Annotated in this window: 16 protein-coding genes and 2 pseudogenes; 16 read left to right on the forward strand and 2 right to left on the reverse strand. The window is 49.3% G+C overall.

Going from position 1 to position 24,226, the window contains the following annotated elements:
• Nucleotide 1 precedes the first annotated feature (1 nt).
• Entirely contained in the window at nt 2-2,773 is a 2,772-nt protein-coding gene (barA, locus tag KHX94_RS15720; protein WP_213683477.1) for a two-component sensor histidine kinase BarA, read from the reverse strand.
• 131 nt (nt 2,774-2,904) lie between these two features.
• Between barA and rlmD the strand changes: the two are divergent.
• From rlmD to rpoS, 13 genes and pseudogenes are all read left to right on the forward strand, one after another.
• Nucleotides 2,905-4,199: pseudogene (rlmD, locus tag KHX94_RS21545) on the forward strand (23S rRNA (uracil(1939)-C(5))-methyltransferase RlmD).
• A 120-nt stretch (nt 4,200-4,319) separates the two neighbouring features.
• On the forward strand, nt 4,320-6,527 hold the full coding sequence (relA, locus tag KHX94_RS15730; RefSeq protein ID WP_213681347.1) for a GTP diphosphokinase: 2,208 nt from the start codon (nt 4,320-4,322) through the stop codon (nt 6,525-6,527).
• 42 nt (nt 6,528-6,569) lie between these two features.
• Nucleotides 6,570-7,355: a nucleoside triphosphate pyrophosphohydrolase gene (gene mazG / locus KHX94_RS15735; RefSeq protein WP_280529583.1), complete on the forward strand. Its 786-nt coding sequence runs from the start codon at nt 6,570-6,572 to the stop codon at nt 7,353-7,355.
• Between the two features lie 140 nt (nt 7,356-7,495).
• Nucleotides 7,496-9,133 carry a CTP synthase gene (locus KHX94_RS15740; RefSeq protein WP_213681348.1) on the forward strand — a complete coding sequence of 546 codons (1,638 nt, stop codon included), beginning with the start codon at nt 7,496-7,498 and terminating at the stop codon, nt 9,131-9,133.
• Between the two features lie 179 nt (nt 9,134-9,312).
• Nucleotides 9,313-10,608, forward strand: a complete 1,296-nt coding sequence (gene eno / locus KHX94_RS15745; RefSeq protein ID WP_213681349.1) for a phosphopyruvate hydratase — start codon at nt 9,313-9,315, stop codon at nt 10,606-10,608.
• 114 nt (nt 10,609-10,722) lie between these two features.
• Nucleotides 10,723-11,025 (forward strand): cell division protein FtsB, encoded by a 303-nt coding sequence (gene ftsB / locus KHX94_RS15750; RefSeq protein WP_213681350.1) that lies wholly within the window; start codon nt 10,723-10,725, stop codon nt 11,023-11,025.
• A gap of 40 nt (nt 11,026-11,065) precedes the next feature.
• Nucleotides 11,066-11,794 carry a 2-C-methyl-D-erythritol 4-phosphate cytidylyltransferase gene (gene ispD / locus KHX94_RS15755; protein ID WP_244859195.1) on the forward strand — a complete coding sequence of 243 codons (729 nt, stop codon included), beginning with the start codon at nt 11,066-11,068 and terminating at the stop codon, nt 11,792-11,794.
• Between the two features lie 31 nt (nt 11,795-11,825).
• Nucleotides 11,826-12,326: a 2-C-methyl-D-erythritol 2,4-cyclodiphosphate synthase gene (ispF, locus tag KHX94_RS15760; protein ID WP_213681351.1), complete on the forward strand. Its 501-nt coding sequence runs from the start codon at nt 11,826-11,828 to the stop codon at nt 12,324-12,326.
• The gene (gene truD, locus KHX94_RS15765) at nt 12,320-13,384 is read left to right on the forward strand and encodes a tRNA pseudouridine(13) synthase TruD (protein WP_213681352.1); all 1,065 of its coding nucleotides are present in this window, start codon (nt 12,320-12,322) and stop codon (nt 13,382-13,384) included. Before ispF ends, truD begins: the two co-directional genes overlap by 7 nt.
• 6 nt (nt 13,385-13,390) lie before the next feature.
• Entirely contained in the window at nt 13,391-14,137 is a 747-nt protein-coding gene (gene surE, locus KHX94_RS15770; RefSeq protein ID WP_213681353.1) for a 5'/3'-nucleotidase SurE, read from the forward strand.
• Complete coding sequence (locus KHX94_RS15775) at nt 14,134-14,772, forward strand: protein-L-isoaspartate(D-aspartate) O-methyltransferase (RefSeq protein WP_213681354.1); 639 nt, start codon at nt 14,134-14,136, stop codon at nt 14,770-14,772. The genes surE and KHX94_RS15775 overlap by 4 nt, the downstream gene beginning before the upstream one ends.
• A gap of 68 nt (nt 14,773-14,840) precedes the next feature.
• Nucleotides 14,841-15,740, forward strand: a complete 900-nt coding sequence (locus KHX94_RS15780) for a peptidoglycan DD-metalloendopeptidase family protein (RefSeq protein WP_213683480.1) — start codon at nt 14,841-14,843, stop codon at nt 15,738-15,740.
• Between the two features lie 76 nt (nt 15,741-15,816).
• The gene (rpoS, locus tag KHX94_RS15785) at nt 15,817-16,764 is read left to right on the forward strand and encodes an RNA polymerase sigma factor RpoS (RefSeq protein ID WP_213681355.1); all 948 of its coding nucleotides are present in this window, start codon (nt 15,817-15,819) and stop codon (nt 16,762-16,764) included.
• Nucleotides 16,765-16,832: 68 nt separating this feature from the next.
• On the opposite strand, the gene mutS is transcribed toward rpoS, so the two are convergent.
• Complete coding sequence (gene mutS, locus KHX94_RS15790; RefSeq protein ID WP_213683481.1) at nt 16,833-19,421, reverse strand: DNA mismatch repair protein MutS; 2,589 nt, start codon at nt 19,419-19,421, stop codon at nt 16,833-16,835.
• A 298-nt stretch (nt 19,422-19,719) separates the two neighbouring features.
• On the opposite strand from mutS, the gene recA reads away from it, so the two are divergent.
• The 3 genes and pseudogenes from recA (at nt 19,720) to alaS (ending at nt 24,213) form a co-directional block, all read left to right on the forward strand.
• Entirely contained in the window at nt 19,720-20,790 is a 1,071-nt protein-coding gene (recA, locus tag KHX94_RS15795) for a recombinase RecA (protein WP_213681356.1), read from the forward strand.
• An 11-nt stretch (nt 20,791-20,801) separates the two neighbouring features.
• On the forward strand, nt 20,802-21,236 hold the full coding sequence (locus KHX94_RS15800) for a regulatory protein RecX (RefSeq protein WP_342345773.1): 435 nt from the start codon (nt 20,802-20,804) through the stop codon (nt 21,234-21,236).
• A gap of 356 nt (nt 21,237-21,592) precedes the next feature.
• Nucleotides 21,593-24,213, forward strand: a pseudogene (gene alaS / locus KHX94_RS15805) (alanine--tRNA ligase).
• Nucleotides 24,214-24,226 lie beyond the last annotated feature (13 nt).

Raw genomic sequence — 24,226 nt, forward strand, 5'->3', positions numbered from 1 at the left:
TTCAGTCCGTTACGAATGAGGAGAGTAACTTTTGGGCCGCTGATTCTACCTTAGTCAGCTCATCAAGCAACTCTAGAATTTCGGGTTCTACATCCAGCAGTTGAGCTCCTTTTTTAAGGGCCGTCTCCACGGTTTGGCATAATTGCTGTAACGTTGGCACTCCCGAATAGCAGCAGGCGCCATGCAGTTTGTGTACAACGGCCAGTAATTGCAGCAGTTGTTGCTGTTCTAGTGCCGACTCAATGTTGCTGCGAGTTTCAGGTATTGAATCCAGCAGCATCTGCAACATTTCCTGCGCTAGGGTGGCTTTATTGTTGGCTTGTGTCAGGCACAGTTCCCAATTCAATGTGCGGGAGTCATGTCCTTCCGGCCCAAGATTATGGTGCCAGCGGTTGAGTATGGCTTTGAGTGCAACCTCATCGATGGGTTTTGGCAGGTAACCATCCATACCGCTGTTCAGTATGCGTTCGCGCTCTTCGTTAATTGCATGTGCGGTCACCGCAATGATAGGCGTATTACGATTGGCACTGTCAGCCCGAATCGCCGCCGTGGCTTTGATGCCATCGATACCCGGCATCTGAATATCCATGAAAATCAGATCAAATGCCGTTGCTTTGGCTTGTGTTATTGCCTGCTCACCGTTAGTGGCGGTATGCACATTACTGACTAATTCGCGTAACAAAGCATCGATCAGTTTTAGATTGGCGGGATTATCGTCAACCGCTAGCACCGTCATTGGGAGCTTGGCTGTGGCTGGAGGGGCCAACGGTGTAATGATCACCGGCGCTGGCGCTATCTGTAATTCGAGCAGATTTCTCGCCAAGGCATATTCGCCAACCGGATTGGTCAATACCAGATCGGTCTGTGGCCGGATAACATTGTTGAGTAACTGCTGGTCGTGACTGTCAGTAAGCGCTATCAGCACTTGGGTACAGCGCCGAGCCGCGCTCAGCATTTTCCCTAAGGCCGGGATATCATCATAATCGTGACAGGATAACAGCATAAAATCATAGGAAGGATTGCCTGCCAGTAAGGCTTTGAGCGCCGCGGTGCTGCTGACCGTTTCAACCCGCATTTGCCAGTATTGCAACCGCCGTTGCAACACGGTTGCCGACAGGGATTTGGATTCAAACAGCAGTATCCGTTTCCCAGAAAGTTGCTGCAAGGGTAAGTGATCGCCGAGTGGATAGGGGCTTTGTGCCAGTGGCAAGGTAAACCAGAAGGTCGAGCCTTTCCCAGGGCGTGATGTAAAACCTATCTGTCCACCCATCTGATTAATCAGGCGTTTAGTAATGATAAGTCCAAGTCCGGTGCCGCCAAAGCGTCTTGAAATCGATGAATCGGCCTGACCAAAAGCCTGAAACAGCAACTCTTGTTGCTCTTCTTCAATACCAATCCCGGTGTCAGAAACCTCGCAATGCAGTTCCACCCGGTCTTCTTGCAGCCCGTTGACATCCACCTTCAATAATATGCTGCCTTTGTCGGTAAATTTGATGGCATTGCCTACCAGGTTGGTGATGATCTGGCTGACACGCATCGCATCACCGCTGACGGCATCTGGGACTTCCGGCATAACGTCCACCACCAGTTCCAGTTGTTTTTCATGGGCGGGTACGGATAGTAACAGCATTGTTTCATCAAGGTTTTCCCGCAGTGAAAACGGCATATTCTCCAGCACCATTTTGCCCGCTTCCAGCTTAGAAAAGTCGAGAATATCGTTGATAATACTGAGCAGATTACTGGCACTGCGTTCAATGGTGCGGATGTAATCTAACTGGCTGGCGTGTAGCGGCGTTTTTAATAACTGGCGGGCGAAGCCGATAACACCATTCAGCGGTGTGCGTAATTCATGGGACATATTGGCAAGAAACTCGGACTTGATCCGGCTGGCTTCCAGCGCCCGTTTCTTGGCCATATCTAGCTCGACGTTCTGGATCTCAATCTGTTCCAGGGTTTCACGTAGATCTGAGGTGGCTTGATCGATATTTTGCTGCATTTCATCGTGATATTCTGACAGTGAGCCGGCCATGGCATTGATACCACGTTTGAGCAGATCGAGTTCACCGATAAGATTACCGCCGACCCGAGTATCGAGTTTACCTTCACGAATTTTTGCCACGACTCGAACCATCTCGGTGATCGGTTGGGTGACGTTTTTCACTAAGCGAAAGGTAAACAGCAGGTTTAGCTGCACCCCAATCAGCACTATGATAAAAGCCGCTAACGCCGCCCGGTGTTGTTCTAACAGCGCCCGTTCCTTATTCAGCAGCATGGCCACATAGCCAACCGGTTTGTCGGCTTGCGTGACGCCTGGTACATCATCCAGTGTCAGCAGATTTCCGGTCGCATAGATGGGGGTGCGCACAATTAGGCTGTCACCAACTTGCTCAAACTGGGTTTGATTCAGACTGGCAATATCCTGCTGATAACGCATCAACTCAAAATCTTTATGGTAATGCGAAGTAACAAACAGCTGGTTGTCGGCATCAAAAATGGCAATGGATTGCACTAGCGTTGATTTATTCAGTTGCGCTGCTGCTAGCAATCTTTTGGCCGCTTCGCGGTTATTGCTCATCAGACTGGCTTCCCCGGCAATCGCTAACGGTTCAATGATATTGCTGCCTTGTTCCCGTAGCGTATCTTCCAGCTCATAAAAACGATTTATGGTAAAATAAGCCCCCAGCAGGATACCCACCAGTATTGTCGGTGCCAACGCCAGCACCAGCACCCAGGAGCGCAGGCTGTATTTGGTCATATAGTTGGTACTTTTCATCGACAAAGGCTATTCCGCAACAGAGTTAAACGACACTAGACTGCCAGATTTGGCGTCACTTTTACCAGTATTTTTATTGCCCAAGAGAGCTGCATGGCACAATTTTTAAAGCAAAACCAAAAACATCGGCAATGAGTCAACAAAAGATCCAAGTGACAGCCAATACGCTGGATCATCTTGGCGCTGGCGTGGCCCAGTTTAACGGCAAGGTGTTGTTTGTTCCTGGATTATTGCCAGGTGAAAGCGCCGATGTAAAAGTGATCGAAGACAAAAAGCAATATGCCAGGGCGCAACTGCTGAAGCTACAGCAGGTTTCTGCCCATAGATGCGAGGCGGCATGCGCATATTATGGCAGTTGTGGCGGCTGTGATTTACAGCATTTGCAGATAACGGAGCAGCGCCAATATAAGCAGCAGGTGTTACGAGAGCTGTTCAGTAAATTTTCCGATATTGCTGAATTACCGCCCATAGAAGTGTTAAGTGATGCTCCTTTGGCATATCGGCGCAAGGCGCGGTTAGCCACTTGGTACGATAAAGCCAATAAGCGCTTTTTCTTGGGTTTCCGTGCCAAAGAAAGCAGTAAAGTGATTGCCATCACCGAATGTCCGGTGTTGCAGCCCGCATTATCCGCATTGATAAAACCGTTAGCCGCAGCATTGGCGCAGTTGCAGGGGTTGCTAGTTTAGGTCATGTGGAGTTAATCGCTGCCGATAGCGGCGTGCTGGTGGTGCTGCGTATAACCAAAGAATTATCGGATAAAGACCGGCAGCGCTTGCTAAGCTTGGCTGAAAATCTTGACTGTCAGCTCGTATTACAAAGCGCTGAAGATGAATATGAGTATCTTCGCGGCGCTCAGCCTTTCTATCAATTTACACAGCTAAATCCGCCGCTGACGCTGCACTTTAACCCAGGTAATTTTATTCAGGTGAATGGCGGCGTGAACCGCCTGATGCTGGCCAAAGCGCTCGAATGGTTAGCCCCTAAAGCGGGTGAACATATTCTGGATCTGTTTTGTGGTATGGGGAATTTCAGCTTGCCATTGGCGGCCTCTGGCGCGCAGGTTACCGGTGTGGAAGGTGTGCAACAACTGGTGCAGCAGGCAAGCAGTAATGCTGCCGCCGCTGGACTGCCTAATTGCCAATTTTTCTGTGCTGATCTAAATGGTGAACTGCACGGTCAACCGTGGTTACAAGCGGTTGATAAACTGTTGTTGGATCCGAGCCGTGCTGGTGCCTGGGAGTTGTTATCGCAGCTACCCTTGCTGGCTCCCCGTGCATTGGTTTATGTGTCCTGTAATCCAGCCAATCTGGCGCGTGATAGCGCCAAGCTGGTAGCGCACGGCTATCAACTGCACAAACTGGCATTGCTGGATATGTTCCCTCAGACGCATCATATTGAAGCTATCGCCTTGTTTACGCACAAATAAACGACAGCTTTACAGCTAATTTGCCAAAAAGCGCTACAAGGGATTTGACTTCCTGTAAGCAATACCCAAGATAGAGAGTCTTGACGCGTCTGTTTATCAGGCCAACAAAAGGAAGCAAAGATGGTATCTGTTCGCGAAGCGCATTTTCAGGATCCGGACTTTACGTTGGACGACTGGGTAAAACGCCATGTCGCCCAACCCGAGGACGCTCAAAAGCTGTTGGTGTTATTCCAGCAGGTGGAGAGTTTGCCACTCGGTAAGTGTCGCATCCCGCTGACAGAGCTACAGGCCAAGTCGCGGGAGCTGATTGAGATCCTCGCACCGCTGAACATGGATATTGATACCTTGTTGGCATCGGTCTTATTTGTCTACTTTGAGGCCGGCTTACTCAACGATGTGTATTTACAGGAACAATGTTCTACAGGGTTGGCAGCGCTGGTTCGCAGTGTAAAAACCATGGATGCTATTGGCTATCTGCAACTGAATCATGATAGCCGAACCGCCGAATCGCAGATTGATAATATCCGTAAAATGCTGCTAGCAATGGTCGAAGATGTGCGGGCAGTGGTGATCAAACTGGCCGAACGGGTGTATTTGCTACGGCAGGTAAAAGGCGCTGACGAAGAAACTCGGGTGTTACTGGCACGGGAAATTGCCGACATTTACGCGCCTTTAGCAAACCGCTTAGGGATCGGCCAGCTCAAATGGGAACTGGAAGATCTGTCTTTTCGCTATCTGCATCCCGATACCTACAAAGAGATTGCCCGGCAACTGGATGGCAAACGGCTGGATCGCGAAGTCTACATTGATAATTTTGTGGCGCAGTTGCAGCAGAAGCTGGATACCGAGCAGATCCGCGCTAAAGTTTATGGTCGCCCGAAGCACATCTATTCTATCTGGCGCAAGATGCGCGGTAAGCATCTGAAATTTGATGAATTATTTGATGTGCGCGCCGTGCGAGTCGTCACCGAGCGTTTACAGGATTGCTACGGTGCCCTCGGTGTAGTGCATACCCTGTGGCATCATATCCCGCGCGAATTTGACGATTACATTGCCAACCCCAAGCCTAACGGCTATCAGTCAATTCATACCGTTGTGGTTGGGCCAGAAGGCAAAACCGTGGAAATCCAGATCCGAACTCAACAGATGCACGAAGATGCTGAACTGGGGGTGGCGGCTCACTGGAAGTACAAAGAAGGTACTGCCGGAAAACAGACCGGTTATGAAGAAAAAATCAACTGGCTGCGTAAAATCTTGCAGTGGCAAGAAGATGTGGCCGAAAGTGGCAACTTGGTTGAAGAGATCCGTTCCCAAGTATTTGAAGACCGGGTTTATGTGTTTACCCCCACCGGCGAAGTGGTGGATTTGCCCGGTGGTTCAACGGTGCTCGACTTTGCCTATTATATCCACTCGCAAATTGGCCATCGTTGTATCGGTGCCAAAGTTGATGGCCGTATCGTGCCGTTTACCTATCAGGTGCAAACCGGTGAACGGGTAGAGATCATCACCTCTAAAACGCCGAATCCTAAACGTGACTGGCTTAACCCTAACCTTGGTTATATCAAGACTTCGCGCGCCAGAAGCAAAATTTTGCACTGGTTGAAGCAACAAGATCGCGACAAGAATCTGGCTGCCGGCCGCGAAATGCTGGAAGCGGAACTGGCGCGTATTGGCCTCGCGATTAAAGATGCCACTGTTGCTGTTGAACGCTTTAATCTGGGCAACATGGAGGATTTACTGGCGGCCATTGGCGGCGGCGATGTCCGGCTGAATCAGGTGGTGAACTATATTCAGGGGCAGTTCCGGCAAGAGGTGCCATCAGCCGAGGATGCCATTGAAGATTTGGTTAAAAAAGGTGGCCAGAAAGTCACCGCTGGCGGCAAGGATCGGATTGAAGTCAATGGCGTTGGTAACCTGATGAGCCATCTGGCCCGTTGTTGCCAGCCGGTTCCTGGAGATGAGATTTTTGGTTTTATCACCAAAGGTCGCGGCATCTCAGTGCATCGTGCTGATTGCGAACAAGTAAAAGAGCTGATGCGGGCACACCCAGAGCGGGTGGTTGATGTCGTGTGGGGTGAAAATTACTCCGGTGGTTATAAAGTGCGGTTGCGGGTACTGGCCAATGATCGTACCGGATTGCTGCGTGACTTGACGTCAGTATTGGCCGCTGAAAAGTCCAATGTGTTGGCGATGAACACCTCATCGGATGTGAAAACCCAGACTGCTACCATCGAATTAGAAATGGAACTCTACAACGTCGAAGGGTTGTCGCGGGTGATTTCGAAACTCAATCTCGTCGATGGCGTATTGGAAGCGCGGCGTCTGTAAATGCCAGTAAGATGAAGACCCAATTTTGAGGTAGTAACGGTTGTGAGTAAGCCTGATATTGAACGCCTGTTAGACATAATGGCACAACTGCGCGATCCCCAGCGCGGATGTCCTTGGGATAAAACACAGACCTTTACCTCTATTATTCCGTTCACTTTGGAGGAAGCCTACGAAGTTGCTGATGCCATTGAGCGGGAAGATTGGCAGGAACTGCCCAGCGAATTAGGCGACTTGTTGTTCCAAATCGTGTTTTATGCGCAATTGGGCAAAGAGCAACAGCAGTTTGATTTCTCGACTGTGGTTGAACGGATCTGTGACAAGCTGCTGCATCGGCATCCCCATGTGTTTGCCAATGCGGCGATTGAGGATCTGCACGAAAATTGGGAAAACCTCAAAGCGGGCGAACGGCAAGCGCGGCAGTTGGATTCCATTCTGGATGATATTCCTAATGCCCTACCGGCATTAACACGCGCCGCGAAAATCCAAAAGCGGGTTGCGCGAGTGGGCTTTGACTGGGGCGAACTGCCGCCAGTGGTCGATAAAGTACGTGAAGAACTGGACGAGGTGTTGGAAGAAGCCCTGTTATCACCGCAAAATCCGGCAAGATTACAAGAAGAAATGGGCGATTTGCTATTCGCAACGGTTAATCTGGCACGGCATCTGGGGGTAAATCCAGAAGAAGCTTTGCGGCAGGCCAACCATAAGTTCGAGCGGCGTTTTCGTGGTGTAGAACAATGCGTGCAAACATCAGGAAAATCCTTTAAAGAGCATAGTTTGACCTCGTTGGACCAGTTTTGGGAACAGGTGAAACAGCAAGAACGACGCTGAGTCCGCTTCAATTAATCTCATAATCAGGCAAATTTCTGTCGCTGGCGGTTTGGTAAATCAGGCGGCCTTTGATATACTGTCGCCCCGTCCTGGCGCTTAATTCCAAGCGCTGAATTCTTACTCTTTTTCTCAGGTTCAGCATGACTACAAGGTATATCTTCGTAACCGGTGGTGTGGTTTCATCACTAGGCAAAGGCATTGCGGCAGCATCGTTAGCTGCAATATTGGAGGCACGGGGCCTCAATGTGACCATGATGAAGCTGGATCCTTATATCAACGTTGATCCTGGCACTATGAGCCCAATCCAGCACGGCGAAGTGTTTGTCACTGAAGACGGTGCCGAAACTGACCTGGATTTAGGGCACTATGAACGTTTCATCCGCACCAAGATGGGCCGTCGTAATAACTTCACTACCGGCCGCATATACGAAGAAGTGCTGCGCAAGGAACGCCGTGGTGATTATCTCGGAGCCACCATTCAGGTGATCCCGCACATCACTAACGCCATTAAGGAAAAAGTGTTGGAAGGCGGTGAAGGCCATGACGTTGCCATCGTGGAAATCGGTGGCACCGTAGGCGATATTGAGTCGTTGCCATTTCTTGAATCGATTCGTCAGTTAGGGGTTGAACTGGGCCGTGAGCGCAGCATGTTCATGCATCTGACCTTAGTGCCATTTATTGGCCCCGCTCAGGAAGTGAAAACCAAACCCACCCAACATTCCGTGAAAGAACTGCGTTCTATCGGGATTGCACCGGATATTCTGGTGTGTCGTGGTGACCGGGCTATTCCCGCCACTGAACGCGCCAAAATTTCACTGTTTTGTAATGTTGAAGAAAAAGCCGTTATCTCCTTGCGTGATGTCGACTCCATCTACAAAATTCCTGCCTTGCTGCGTTCACAGGGCTTGGATGAGTTAGTGGTGAAACGTTTCGGCTTGCAATGCCCAGAAGCCGATCTGTCTGAATGGGAAAATGTGATTTACCAGGAAGCCAATCCCAATGGTGAAGTCACTATCGGCATGGTGGGTAAATATACCGAACTGCCAGATGCCTATAAGTCAGTTAACGAAGCCTTGAAGCATGCGGGCATCAAAACGCGTGTTTCAGTGCACATTAAGTATATCGATTCACAGACCGTCGAAGCCAAAGGCGTAGAAGTGCTTGAAGGGCTTGATGGTATTCTGGTGCCTGGTGGTTTTGGTTCCCGTGGTATCGAAGGCAAGGTGATGGCTGCCCAGTATGCCCGTGAACATAAACTGCCGTATTTCGGTATTTGTCTGGGCATGCAGGTAGCCTTGATTGAATTTGCCCGTCATGTAGCTGGTATGGAAGGCGCGCATTCTACCGAGTTTGATCCTAAAACGCCTTACCCTGTGGTGGGGTTGATCACTGAGTGGATTGATGAAGAAGGGCACGTAGAGCACCGCGATGAAGCCTCAGATCTTGGCGGTACCATGCGTTTAGGGGCTCAGTTGTGTCATCTGATCCCTGGCACCAAAGCCGCTGCTGCCTACGGTAGCGATACGTGTGTTGAGCGCCATCGTCATCGTTACGAAGTAAACAACACCTTTGTGCCTAGACTGGAGCAAGCTGGACTGGTGTTCAGTGGCCTGTCCTCTGATCGCAAGTTGGTCGAGATGATTGAATTACCCGATCATCCTTGGTTTGTTGCGGGCCAGTTCCACCCGGAATTTACCTCTACGCCGCGTGATGGACACCCATTGTTTGAGGGATTTGTGGCCGCCGCCAGTGTCTACCAAAAAAGCAAATTAGGCTAAAACAGCAAGCCGGTGCATTCACTTTTGCACCGGCTTTTTTATTCCCGCGATGGTTCATCAAACCTCTGATAATGTCGTATGATGGGACATCGTTGCATGAGCGAGAGCCCTATACCCATATTCTGGGCGCTATATGGGTATGGGTTTTTCTTTTATTTTATCTTTGAACTGAGGACATTATGGCTAAGATCGTTAAAGTCATTGGCCGCGAAATCATGGATTCGCGTGGCAACCCCACTGTAGAAGCGGAAGTGCATCTGGAAGGTGGATTTATTGGCATGGCAGCAGCGCCATCTGGGGCATCTACAGGCAGCCGTGAAGCGCTGGAACTGCGAGATGGTGACAAAAGCCGCTACCTAGGTAAAGGGGTATTGCAAGCGGTGGCCAACATCAATGGCCCTATCAGCAACGCCTTGCTGGGGAAAGATGCAACGGCTCAGGCTGAACTTGATGGCATCATGATTGCGCTTGATGGTACCGATAACAAAGATAAACTCGGTGCCAATGCAATTCTGGCGGTCTCGCTAGCGGCGGCTAAGGCGGCAGCGGCATTTAAAGGTATTCCTTTGTATGCCCATATTGCTGAACTGAATGGCACTCCTGGCAAGTACAGTATGCCAGTGCCAATGATGAATATTCTCAACGGCGGCGAACATGCTGATAATAACGTTGATATTCAAGAGTTTATGGTTCAGCCGGTAGGCGCTAAAAACTTCCGCGAAGCACTGCGTATGGGCGCGGAAATTTTCCATAACTTAAAAAAAGTCCTCAAGGCCAAAGGGCTGAATACTGCGGTAGGTGATGAAGGCGGTTTTGCACCTAACTTGTCATCCAATGCGGATGCGTTGGCGGTGATCAAAGAAGCGGTTGCGGCGGCGGGTTATAAGCTGGGCACAGATGTGACTCTGGCTTTGGATTGTGCAGCGTCAGAGTTCTACAAAGCGGGTAAATACGATCTGGCCGGGGAAGGTAAAGTTTTCACGGCAACAGAGTTCTCTGATTTCCTTAAGTCACTGACCGAACAATACCCGATTGTTTCTATTGAAGATGGTCTGGATGAATCCGACTGGGACGGCTGGGCTTATCTGACCAAGATCCTTGGTGATAAGATCCAGTTGGTCGGTGATGATCTGTTTGTGACCAATACCAAAATCCTGGCGCGTGGTATTGAGCAGGGCATCGGTAACTCTATTTTGATCAAGTTCAACCAGATTGGGTCGTTAACCGAAACACTGGCGGCTATCCGTATGGCAAAAGACGCGGGCTATACCGCAGTGATTTCACATCGCAGCGGTGAAACTGAAGACGCCACCATTGCCGATTTGGCGGTGGGCACGGCTGCTGGGCAGATTAAAACCGGTTCACTGTGCCGTTCAGACCGAATTGCCAAATATAATCAGTTGCTGCGTATTGAAGAGCAGTTAGGTGAAAAAGCCCCTTATCATGGTTTATCTGCGATAAAAGGGCAGGCCTAAGTCTGTTTTTTAGCTAGCAGCTACAAACGGACGCAAAAAGGCCGCCACTTGGTGGCCTTTTTTGTTGTACTATCTGTCGCAGAACATTTTGCCTGGAATGGTAATCCGCTGCCTATGAAACCTTTGCTCTTGTTAGGATGCCTGTTGCTTGGTCTGATGCAGTATCGGCTGTGGTGGGGCGAGAATAGCCTTGCTGAGTATTTTCACCTGGAACATCAAATTGCCGAACAGCAGCAGAATAACGATGAACTCGATGCACGGAATCAAGCGCTGAAGGAGGAGATCCTCGATTTGCGCAGCGGTAAAGAAGCCATTGAAGAGCGGGCTAGAAATGAGCTGGGATTTATTAAAAAAGGTGAGACTTTTTATCGAGTTGTGGGCGGAGAGCAGCGCTCTATGACAGTTTCCAATAACTGATAGCTTTTTACCTTGGTTATTTTCATTAACGCAGGACACCATGAATCAATCTGAATTACCGGTTGAGCGTATGCCGTATGCGTCTAAATCTGTGGTGGCAATTGTCCCTGCCGCGGGCATTGGTAGCCGCATGGGGGCCGATTGCCCCAAACAGTATCTGCCATTGCTGGATGGTTGCATCCTTGGTTACACACTACAGCTGTTATTGGATCACCCTGCCATATCGCAGGTTGTCGTGGCGCTGCACCCACAAGATCAGTATTTCAACCAGTTACCGCAGGCCAACCATCCCAAGATAGTAACCGTTGTTGGCGGTTTACAACGGGCAGATTCAGTGCTGGCGGCGTTGAATACACTTTCCCAAGCGGATGCTTGGGCGTTAGTGCATGATGCTGCTAGGCCCTGTCTCACCCATGCTGATATCGATAAGTTACTGGCCGCAAGGCAACAATTTCCACAAGGTGCCATTCTGGCGGCACCAGTGCGTGACACCATGAAGCGCGCGGCCGCGGATGGCTGTATCAGTGAAACCGTATCCCGAGAGGCTTTGTGGCATGCGCTGACGCCACAATTGTTTCCGGTGCAACGATTGCGACATAACTTATCACAGGCCATTGCAGCGGGTGTGCCGGTCACTGACGAGGCTTCGGCAATGGAATGGGCCGGCGTGCATCCAGGATTGGTGGCCGGGCGTAGCGATAATATTAAAGTAACACATCCAGAAGATTTGCCGTTGGCCGCGCTGTTTCTGCAATATCAGCAGCAGTAACATTGCGTGGGCAACACAATTGGAGAAATTGATGAAAATACGTATCGGACACGGGTTTGATGTCCATAAATTCGGTGCCGAGCAACCGCTAGTGCTTGGGGGCGTTGTTGTGCCTCATGTGACTGGTCTGGTTGCACATTCTGATGGTGATGTCGTGTTGCATGCGGTGGCAGATGCCTTGTTGGGGGCTATGGCTCTGGGGGATATTGGCAAACACTTCCCAGATACCGATCCCCAGTTTAAAGGGGCCGACAGTCGGGTACTGTTACGCCATTGCTTTGAGCTGGTCAAACAGCGCGGTTATGCCCTAGGAAATCTGGATGTGACCATTATTGCGCAAGCACCGAAAATGGCACCGCATATTGCGGCAATGCGTGAAGTATTGGCGAATGATTTACAGGCAGAACTGGACGCTGTTAACGTAAAAGCAACGACGACAGAAAAACTCGGTTTTACCGGTCGGCAAGAGGGAATTGCGGTTGAAGCCGTGGTGTTACTGCAAGCCTATGGTGAGGAGCAAGTTGCGTGGTAGCTCTGCATTATCTTTATGGAAAACCCGTTAGCCGCGGTAACTTGCGTACCGTTAACGAAGATTTTCTGGTACAGGAATTATTGCCCTTTGTAGCAACCGGAGAAGGGGAACATCACTTACTGCATATCCGTAAGCGTGGCCTGAATACTGCTTTTGTCGCGGAATCACTGGCAAAATTTGCCGGTGTACATCCGAAAGAAGTAACTTTTGCCGGACAAAAAGACAAAAATGCGGTGACCGAGCAGTGGTTTGGCGTACGCATTCCCGGGAAAGAAACCCCGGATTGGCAACAGTTGAACAGTGACAACCTACAGATACTCAGCAGCCAGCGGCATAGCAAAAAATTGCGAATAGGCGCACTCACCGGTAATCGCTTTACGCTCATTCTGCGAGATGTTACTGATATCGACGATGTGCAACAGCGTTTACAGCAGATCCGTGAGCATGGTGTTCCTAACTATTTTGGTGAGCAGCGGTTTGGTCATCATGGCGGTAATATAGATAAAGCGCGGGAGATGTTGGCTGGTAAAAAGGTCAAGGATCGTAATAAGCGTTCTCTATATCTTTCAGCATTGCGTTCCCTGTTGTTTAACACTGTGGTCGCTGCCAGATTGCAGCAATATCCTGAAACGCTGTTGCCCGGTGATTGTGTGATGCTGGCAGGCAGCAACAGCTTTTTTGTGGCTGAGCAGTGGGACGAGGTGCTTAAAAACCGCTTGGCCGCACAGGATATTCAGTTGTCGGCGCCATTGTGGGGCCGCGGTCGAGCGCTGGCTACCTCTGATGCGCTAGCGTTTGAGTCTAGCGTGCTGGCAGATTATGCGGCAGATCTCGATGCTCTGGAACATGCCGGATTGTCGCAGGAACGACGGCCATTAATGTTGTGTCCGCAGGCAATGAGTTGGGCGGTTATTCCTGAAGGTTTACGGGTGAGTTTTGTGTTGCCCGCAGGTGCCTACGCAACCTCAGTGCTCAGAGAAGTTCTGGATTATACCGACGTAGCCGAAGCTCGTTGGCAACGGGCTGTCGCCGAAAAAGAAGCACAACAGGACAGGTAAGCAACAATGAAAATTCTGGTCAGTAATGACGATGGTGTGACCGCTCCGGGAATTAAAGTGCTGACAGAAACCTTGTCACAACTGGCAGATGTGCTGACGGTGGCCCCTGATCGCAACTGTTCTGGTGCTAGTAATTCGTTAACCTTGACTAATCCTTTAAGGATTAATAAGTTAGATAACGGTTATATCGCAGTAAACGGTACGCCTACGGATTGTGTGCATCTGGCTATTCGCGAACTCTGTAATGGCGAACCCGATATGGTGGTCTCGGGGATTAACGCGGGCGCCAATATGGGAGATGACACCTTATATTCAGGGACAGTCGCGGCCGCGATGGAAGGGCGTTTTCTCGGGTTACCGGCCGTCGCTGTCTCTTTGGCCGGACGCACATTAACCCATTATGGAACAGCCGCTGCCTATACACTGAAGATTATTGAAGGACTGAAGCGATTCCCTATTGCTTCCGATCAGATCCTCAATATCAATGTGCCGGATTTACCCATGGATCAGATTCAGGGGATTCGGGTGACCCGTTTGGGAACCCGACATAAAGCCGAGGATATGGTGCGTACCACGGATCCGCACGGGCGAGAGATCTTCTGGCTTGGTCCTCCGGGAATAGAGCTGGATGTGGCGGAAGATACCGATTTTTACGCGGTGGCTCAGGGCTATGTGTCTATTACGCCGTTAACCGTAGACCTGACCGCTTATCGACAGCTATCAAAATTGCAACAGTGGATTGAGAAATTATGAGTCGCGTGGCTTCAGCATCAGCGGCATTGCAGTTAAGCCGTAAACTCAGTGAGGCAGGGATCTCTCATCCCGGGGTCTTACAGGCTTTGGCCGCTACTCCGCGGGAACTGTTTGTTGATGGCGCGTTGGCACATAAGGCCTATGAGAATACCGCACTACCTATCGGCTCGGGTCAGACAATTTCTCAGCCTTACATAGTGGGGCGCATGACGGAGCTGGTACTGGCGACTAACCCAGCCAAGGTATTGGAAATTGGTACGGGCTCTGGTTATCAGGCCGCAATTTTGGCGCAACTGGTGCCGCAGTTATATACCGTAGAACGGATCAAGAGCCTACAAATCCAGGCTCGGCAACGGCTCAAGCGCCTAGATTTGCACAATGTCTCGTTCAAGTACGGAGATGGTTGGCAGGGGTGGGAAAACCGGGCACCGTTTGATGCGATAGTCGTAACCGCTGCGGCCGCAGAGATCCCCGAAGCACTCTTACAGCAATTGACGGATGGTGGCGTTCTGGTGGTGCCAGTAGGTGAAGACAACCAACAACTGCTGCGAATTGTCCGTGAAGGGGACAAATATAGTTCTAATGTGATTGAAGCGGTTAGATTTGTACCTTTGGTCAGCGGCGCTTTGGCCTGAGTAGCTTTGCCCGTCAAACAGAGAGGAATGGAGTGTCCCAAGGAACATGTTATTTCGTTGTTCATGTGTTGCACTATTGGGTTCGCCAAGGTGTGCTGCTTGGTGCAGCGCTGTTAATCGTCTCCGCGTGTAGTTTTCAATCCCACCGTCCCGCCCCCGTATATTCTGTTAATGGTTCCCGTCCCATCATTGAGAAGGGCTATCTTACTTCCGCGAGAACTTACAAAGTCAATAAAGGCGATACCCTTTATTCCATTGCGTGGGCTGCTGATAAAGATTATCGCGATTTGGCAAAGCTCAACCGACTTGATGCCTCCTATACCATTTATCCCGGACAGGTTTTAAAGCTGGTGGCAACCGCTTCCGCTCATAGCAAACGTGAATCGAGCAAATACTCCAAACAAGAATATAAAAAAATAGACAATAAAATTAATAAAAAACAAACAGATAATAAGAAAATAGTCAAAGTTCAATCTGCACGATCTACGTCACAAAAAACACTTGATTCCGCTCATAACTCTGCGTACTCTGTAACCAATGGTAAACAAGTTGTTAATGAAATTGTCAGCGGCTCAGGTGTGGTTTTACCTGATAACGTCAGTCAATGGTTATGGCCAGCTAATGGCGCCCTGATAGCAACTTTTTCCAGTACAGAACAAGGCAATAGAGGAATTAAGATTGCGGGTAATCGTGGCGATATCATAAAAGCTGCAGCAGATGGTCGGGTTGTTTATGCGGGTAATGCTTTGCGAGGATATGGGAATCTCGTCATTATCAAGCATAGTGATGATTATCTGAGTGCATACGCACACGCTGACAAGATCTTAGTTAAGGAAAAACAAAATGTGTCCGCTGGACAAACTATTGCCAAGATGGGAAGTACAGGCACTGACCGGGTAATGTTGCATTTTGAGATCCGTTACCACGGACAGTCTGTTGACCCACTGAATTATTTGCCCAAACGTTGATGGTTTGGGGCCACTTTGGCATTGGAGGAAAACGCCAGATGTAGATTGTTGTCAAAAACTTTTGGGAGAGCACACTATGAGCCGAAATAACACCAAAGCTTCCGTGCAAGAGTATACAGATTTTCCTACTGAGATGGAGTTGCAGCAGGTTGAAGCACTTGCTGAACGGGTGCAGGACGACTTACAGAAAAACCTTGATGCTACGCAGTTGTATCTCAGTGAAATTGGTTTTTCTCCCTTATTGACTGCCGAAGAGGAAGTTTTCTTCTCGCGTAAAGCTCTCCGTGGTTGCGAAAAATCGCGTAACCGAATGATTGAAAGCAATCTGAGATTAGTGGTTAAAATTGCCCGCCGTTATAACAATCGTGGTCTGGCGCTGCTGGATCTTATTGAAGAAGGCAATTTAGGTTTAATCCGCGCGGTTGAGAAGTTTGATCCAGAACGTGGTTTCCGTTTCTCCACCTATGCAACTTGGTGGATCCGTCAGACGATTGAACGCGCCATCATGAATCAAACTCGCACCATTCGTTTGCCTATCCATGTTGTCAAAGAACTCAATGTTTATCTGCGTACCGCCAGAGAACTAGCGCATAAGCTGGATCATGAACCCACCGCCGAAGAGATTGCTGAAAAACTCGACTTGCCAAGTGCCGATGTCAGTCGCATGTTAAAGTTGAACGAAAAAATCACCTCAGTGGATACTCCTATCGGTGGTGACAACGAGAAAGCATTGCTCGATGTGTTGCCTGATGACGATAGTTATACCCCTGATGCACAAGTTCAGGATGAGGATATCTCCAAATCTGTAGTGAAGTGGCTGAATGAGTTGAGTACCAAACAGCGGGAAGTCTTGGCCCGTCGCTTTGGACTGCTAGGTTACGAGCCAGCAACACTGGAAGATGTGGGGATGGAAATTGGCCTTACCCGCGAACGGGTTCGGCAAATTCAGGTAGAAGCGTTAAAACGGTTACGGGACATGATTTCTGCCCAAGGACTATCGGTAGAAGCATTGTTTAAGATGTAACGCTTAGCCAAACGCCACAAAGCGCACGATTATGTGCGCTTTGTTGATCGCAAAACCGTCATTCGGCGTTAGTTAGATTTAGCTAACGCCTTTAATTTATATAACAAATCCAGTGCGGCTTTAGGTGTAAGCTCATCCAGATTAAGCCGTTGTAGTGCTAGCTCCACTTCTGAAGTTTCATTCTCAAACGGTAGCTTTGACTGTACTGGTGCAGCAGTATGATTACCCGAATGGCTATCTCTGGCTTCCAATTCCTGCAATTTCATTTTGGCAGCTTTAATCACATGCGCTGGAACCCCTGCAAGGGCAGCAACCTGCAAGCCGTAGCTCTTGCTGGCGGCGCCTTCCTGCACTGCGTGCATGAACACTATGGTGTCGGCATGCTCTACCGCATCTAGATGAACGTTGATGACTTGGGGTAACAACTCAGATAATTGTGTCAACTCAAAATAATGGGTGGCGAATAATGTCAGAGCCCCCAGTTTACGGGCGAGATATTCAGCCGCAGCCCAGGCCAATGACATGCCGTCGTAGGTTGACGTGCCACGACCAATTTCATCCATCAACACCAAGCTGTTGGCGGTCGCATTGTGCAGAATATTCGCAGTTTCTGTCATTTCAACCATGAAGGTGGAACGGCCGGATGCGAGGTCATCCGAAGCGCCAATACGGGTAAAAATACGGTCAATCGGACCGATAGTCGCACTGGATGCTGGGACAAAACTGCCAATATGAGCCATCAGGGTGATCAAAGCCACTTGCCGCATGTAAGTGGACTTACCGCCCATATTGGGGCCAGTCACAATCAACATGCGGCGGTTAGGGTTAAGCACCACTGGGTTGGCAATAAACGGGGTTTGACTCACGCGTTCAACAACGGGATGCCGCCCTTCATCAATATCAATGCCCGTATTGTCAGTTAATACTGGCTGGCAGTAGTTGAAAGATTCGGCTCGTTCGGCAAAGTTGCTTAATACGTCCAATTCTGATGCAGCCATAGCAAAGCATTGTAATGCGTACAGTTTAGGCAGTAGCAGATCGAATAACTCGTCCCATAACTGCTTTTCTAGCGCGAGGGCTTTTCCCTGGCTAGAGAGCACTTTTTCTTCGTACTCTTTCAGCTCGGGAATGATGTAACGCTCGGTATTCTTGAGGGTCTGCCGTCGTTGGTAGCTCAGCGGCACCAGCGCAGACTGGCCACGGGATACTTCAATGTAATAACCGTGAACCCGGTTGAAGCCCACTTTCAACGTGGCAATTCCGGTGCGTTCTTTTTCACGAACTTCCAGTTGTTGCAGGTAATCAGACGCGCCATCGCTCAGGCTGCGCCACTCATCGAGTTCTGCGTTGTAACCTTCACGAATGACACCACCATCGCGGATAAGCACTGGTGGGTTATCCACAATGGCACGTTGCAGCAGCGACAATTCCTCTGGAAACTCACTGATCTGTTCACTGAGTTGTTGTAGATGACGCTGTTGCAGCGTCGATAATTGTTGTTGGATGTCCGGTAACAGCTCCAATGCCTGACGTAAACGCGCTAGATCCCGTGGGCGGGCATTGCGGATTGCCAAACGGGCAATAATTCGTTCTACATCGCCCAATGATTTAAGCAACTGGTGCAGCGACTCGTGTTGTCCTGATGTCAGTAATTCAGCCACCGCCTGATGTCGCGCTTCAATCAAAGCGCGGCTGCGTAACGGCTGATGGAGCCAGCGTTGTAACATGCGACTGCCCATCGGCGTCGCTGTGGCATCTAACACTGCGGCTAAGGTATTCTCCCGGCCACCGGAAAGGCTTTGGGTCAGCTCCAAATTGCGCCTGGTGGCGGCATCCAGTACTATGCTGTCACTGGGATTAAACTGATGAATCGCATTAATATGTGGTAGTGCGGTGCGCTGTGTGTCGCGCACATACTGCATTAAACAGCCCGCGGCCTGCAGTGATAAACGAGCTTGTTGAATCCCAAAACCATGCAGATCTTTAGTGCCGAACTGATCCAGCAATAAGCGCATGGCCGTATCAAAATCAAATTCCCATTCAGGACGGCGACGTTTACCTTTAATGCTATTTAGCAGTTGTAGCTGGGAAAAATCTTCACTGTAAAGCAGTTCGGCAGGTTTGGTTCGTTGCAGTTCAGCTTCAAGGCTCTCAAGATCTTCCAGTTCAGTGATAATAAAGCGACCAGAAGCTACATCGAGCGTGGCATAACCAAAACCGTTTTTGCCTTCGTAAACCGCTGCGAGCAGGTTGTCCTGTCGCTCTTGCAATAACGCTTCATCGGTTAACGTCCCTGGTGTGACGATACGTACCACCTTGCGTTCAACCGGGCCCTTAGCCAATGCCGGATCGCCAATCTGCTCACAGATGGCAACCGATTCTCCCTGTTGTACCAATTTGGCCAGATAGGTTTCTACCGCATGGTATGGAATGCCAGCCATAGGAATGGGCTCGCCACCGCTCTTTCCGCGAGCAGTTAGCGAAATACCGAGCAACTCGGAAGCGCGGCGGGCATCGTCATAAAACAGTTCGTAAAAATCCCCCATCCGATAAAACAACAACATATCGCTATGCTGGGCTTTCATCGACAGGTATTGACGCATCATGGGCGTATGTTTTTCGAAATCGTCATCTAGGCTGGCAGCTGTGTTTTGCATCATAAGCTTGCGCTGTTTTCCATTAGTTATTTGAGGGATTATCTTGGCAATCTGGCTGGCAATATTAACAGGTATTTGGGGGCGATGACGTTGAGTGTGGCAAATTTTATCTCTGGTTATACAACATGGGCAAAGATTACTGCTGGCTTTGTCACCACGGATAAATTAATCATGCACAGGGCTTGATACTGTATGATTGTACAGTATACTACTGACTAAACGTTACAACGATTGATACCCGTCCGGGTGATGACAGGCATTTCAGACCACCATTTGGCGGTTGTAAGAGGGAATCAGAATGAAGATTGATCCGAACAAAGAGAAAGCGTTAAACGCCGTGCTGGGCCAGATTGAAAAACAATTTGGTAAGGGCTCGATTATGAAATTGGGTGAAGACAGAAGCATGGATGTGGCAACAATTTCCACTGGTTCGCTTTCTCTGGATATCGCATTAGGTGCAGGTGGTTTACCACTTGGACGTATCGTCGAAATCTACGGACCTGAATCTTCAGGTAAAACCACGCTTACACTAGAAGTGATCGCCGCTGCTCAGCGCGAAGGTAAGGTGTGCGCCTTTATTGATGCCGAGCATGCGCTGGATCCAATCTACGCCCGTAAATTAGGTGTCGATATTGATAATCTGCTGTGTTCTCAGCCCGATACTGGTGAACAAGCCTTAGAAATCTGTGATGCGTTGACACGCAGTGGTGCTGTGGATGTCATTATTGTGGATTCAGTTGCCGCATTGACACCCAAGGCTGAGATTGAAGGTGAAATCGGCGATTCTCACATGGGCTTGGCCGCACGTATGATGAGCCAGGCGATGCGTAAGCTTGCCGGTAACCTCAAACAATCCAACACCTTGCTGATCTTTATCAACCAGATCCGTATGAAAATCGGGGTAATGTTCGGTAACCCAGAAACCACGACTGGTGGTAATGCGCTGAAATTCTATGCCTCTGTACGTCTGGATATTCGTCGTACTGGTTCTATTAAGGAAGGCGATGAAGTTGTGGGTAACGAGACCCGCGTTAAGGTGGTTAAGAACAAAGTTGCCGCACCTTTTAAACAGGCTGATTTTCAAATTCTTTATGGTAAAGGCATTAACCGTGTCGGTGAATTAGTCGATCTGGGTGTTGCTCATAAGCTCATCGAAAAATCAGGTGCTTGGTACAGTTATAAAGGCGATAAAATCGGTCAGGGTCGCGCCAATGCCGGTAAATTCCTGCAAGATAACCCTGAAATCGCTCAAGAGATTGATACCCAGTTGCGTGAAATGTTGCTACACAAAGGTGGCATTGGTGCCACGGCTGCTAGCGAAACCTCCGGTGAAGATAATATCGATATGGAAACTGGAGAAATCTTCTGAGCGATTCATTGATGGATACCGCGGTCGCGTTACTGGCGCGCCGCGATTACAGCCGGGGCGAGTTGTGCTCCCGGTTGGCAGTTAAAGGATTTGCGAAAACCGAGATAGAGCAGCTTGCCGATAAACTGGAAGCGCAAGGCATTGTCGACGATAAACGTTATGCGAATACTTTAGTTCGTTCGCAGATAGCTAAAGGGCATGGCCCTGCACGGATCCGCCAGAGTGGTTTGCAGAAAGGTTTATCTAAAAGCTGTGTTGATACGGCAATAAACGTTGCCGATTGTGACTGGGTAGCACTGGCGCGGCAGCGAGTGCAGAAAAAATATGCAGTTACTAATGACCCCCTTGATAGTAAGGAGCGTGCTAGGCGTATCCGCCATTTACTGGGGCAGGGGTTCAGCTATGAGCAGATTGCCGCCGCCTTGGATTATGATCCCTACGAGTAGATTTTCGTAGTAATGGCATAACAGAGATTAAACTCTGAATTGGCGCCTAGAATGCTTTGTTTTCTGTTTTTCCCCGCCTAATTTCTTCGTTTACGCAGTTGTATATATGTTGTGTTATGTTTCATCAGGACGATTGTTATCTTGCCGGACTTGCCCTTTCCATTGGATATAACGACTTCCATTCCTATTGATCTTTCTCTGTATGTTGTTCTCGGCAAAGGTGCTGGCGGTGATTCTAATTGGTATTCTCTCCCCGCACGCATATAATGGCAGGCATATTATATGTAACAGTGGCCGGAAGCTTAGCTCCAGGCCATTTTTTGTCGTTTACCGCTTAAGTTATTCAGGACGATTTCATGTATCAGACCACCGCCGCACTGCGAAGTGCTTTTCTGGAGTTTTTCCGAAAGAATGGTCATCAGGTCGTAGACAGCAGTTCCTTAGTGCCGGGCAATGACCCGACATTGCTGTTTACCAATGCCGGGATGAACCAGTTTAAAGATGTGTTCCTCGGTAATGAAAAACGCAGCTACAGCCGTGCCACTACTGCTCAGCGCTGTGTGCGAGCTGGCGGTAAGCATAATGATTTGGATAACGTCGGTTATACCGCACGTCACCACACATTTTTTGAAATGCTGGGTAATTTCAGCTTCGGTGACTATTTCAAACATGATGCCATTCGTTTTGCCTGGACTTTTCTCACTGAAGAACTAAAGCTGCCCAAGGAAAAACTGTGCGTTACCGTTTATCAGAATGATGACGAAGCCTTCAATATCTGGAATAAAGAAATCGGTATCCCGGCAGAAGACATTATCCGTATTGGTGACAACAAGGGTGCACCATATGCGTCAGACAACTTCTGGCAGATGGGCGATACTGGTCCTTGTGGTCCTTGCACTGAAATTTTTACGATCACGGTGCCCACATATGGGGTGGACGTCCTGGAACGCCAGAAGAAGATGGTGACCGCTTCATCGAGATCTGGAATATCGTCTTTATGCAGTTCAACCGTCAGGCTGACGGTACCATGCTGCCGTTGCCTAAGCCTTCTGTTGATACCGGCATGGGGCTGGAACGTATCGCCGCGATTATGCAGAAGGTACATTCCAATTATGAAATCGATGTATTTAAAACTCTGATTGCCAAGACTGCTGAGATCATTGGTGTTACAGATCTGGAAGATAAATCCTTACGCGTGATTGCTGACCATATTCGCTCTTGTGCATTCTTAGTGGCAGACGGGGTGATGCCTTCTAATGAAGGCCGTGGTTATGTACTGCGCCGTATTATTCGGCGAGCAGTGCGTCACGGTTACAAGCTTGGCGCTACCAATACCTTTTTCTACAAGCTTGTGCCAACACTGATTGAAGTGATGGGCGAGGCTGCCAAAGATCTCAAAGCTACCCAGAGCATTGTAGAAAATGCGTTAAAAGCAGAAGAAGAACAGTTTGCCCGTACACTGGAGCGTGGTCTGGGGATCCTTGATAGCGCCTTAGCGGAGATCAAAGGTGACATATTGGATGGCGAAACTGCATTCAAACTCTATGACACCTATGGTTTCCCACTGGATCTAACGGCGGATGTTTGCCGTGAACGTAATATCAAGGTGGATGAAGCAGGCTTTGATGTGGCAATGGCAGCACAGCGGAGTCGTGCGCAGGCTGCCGGTCAGTTCGCTGCTGATTATAACGCCGGTATTAAAAGCGATATCGATAGCCATTTCTGTGGTTACGAGGCGCTAAACGGCCAAGGTAAAGTACAAGCCATTTATGTGAATGGTCAGCCAGTCGATGCGGTATTAGCTGGGCAAGAAGCGGTGGTTATTCTCGACAATACCCCGTTTTACGGCGAATCAGGCGGGCAGGTTGGGGACAAAGGTACGCTGTTAACAGACGCTACCGAGTTCACTGTGAAAGATACTCAGAAATATGCACAAGCTATTGGTCATATTGGGGTGCTGACGAGTGGCAGCCTCAAACTTGGTCAAACTGTCAGAGCCGTTGTAGATAAAAAATTGCGGCATCGCACCCAGCTAAATCATTCGGTGACCCACTTATTACACGCTGCACTACGCAAAGTGTTGGGTACCCACGTAGCACAAAAAGGGTCATTGGTAGACCCAGAACGTTTGCGCTTTGACTTTTCTCATTTTGAAGCCATGACCACTGAGCAACTTGCCGAAGTGGAAGAGCTGGTGAATACCCAGATCCGTCGCAACCATCAATTGCAGATTGCGGAAATGGATCTTGAACAAGCCAAGGCCAAAGGTGCCATGGCGCTGTTTGGTGAGAAATATGATACGCGCGTGCGCGTGGTCACCATGGGCGATTTCTCCGTAGAACTTTGCGGTGGTACTCATGTTGGCCGTACTGGTGATATCGGAGTATTCAAGATTGTTTCTGAAAGTGGTATCGCTGCGGGTATTCGCCGTATTGAGGCGGTTACTGGTGCTGCCGCCATGGCTTATATTGCCAAGCAACAACAGGAGTTAGCTGAAGCCGCCGCGTTATTGAAAGGTGATACCCATTCAGTTGTTGCCAAACTGAAGGCACAATTAGATCGTGCTAAACAGCTGGAGAAAGAGATTTCACAGCTGAAGGACAAACTGGCCGCCGCGGCTAGTGCTGATCTGGTGAATGAAGTGACCGATGTCGCAGGTGTCCATGTACTGGTGAAACTGCTTGATGGGGTTGATGCTGGTGCCTTACGTGGTTTGCTGGATGAACTGAAACAGAAACTGCAATCCGGTATTGTGGTATTGGGCACAGCGCATGATGGCAAAGTCAATTTGATTGCGGGTGTGACTAAAGATCTTACCGGCAAAGTGAAAGCCGGCGAGTTGGTTGCTATGGTTGCCACACAGGTTGGGGGCAAAGGTGGTGGTCGTCCTGACATGGCGCAGGCCGGTGGCAGTGAACCTGAAAAGCTACCAGCAGCATTGAACAGTGTGCTGCCATGGTTGCAGGAGCGTCTGTAAGCCACAATTTGCA

Source organism: Shewanella dokdonensis, assembly GCF_018394335.1.
In the GTDB taxonomy this organism is placed as follows: Bacteria; Pseudomonadota; Gammaproteobacteria; order Enterobacterales; family Shewanellaceae; genus Shewanella; species Shewanella dokdonensis.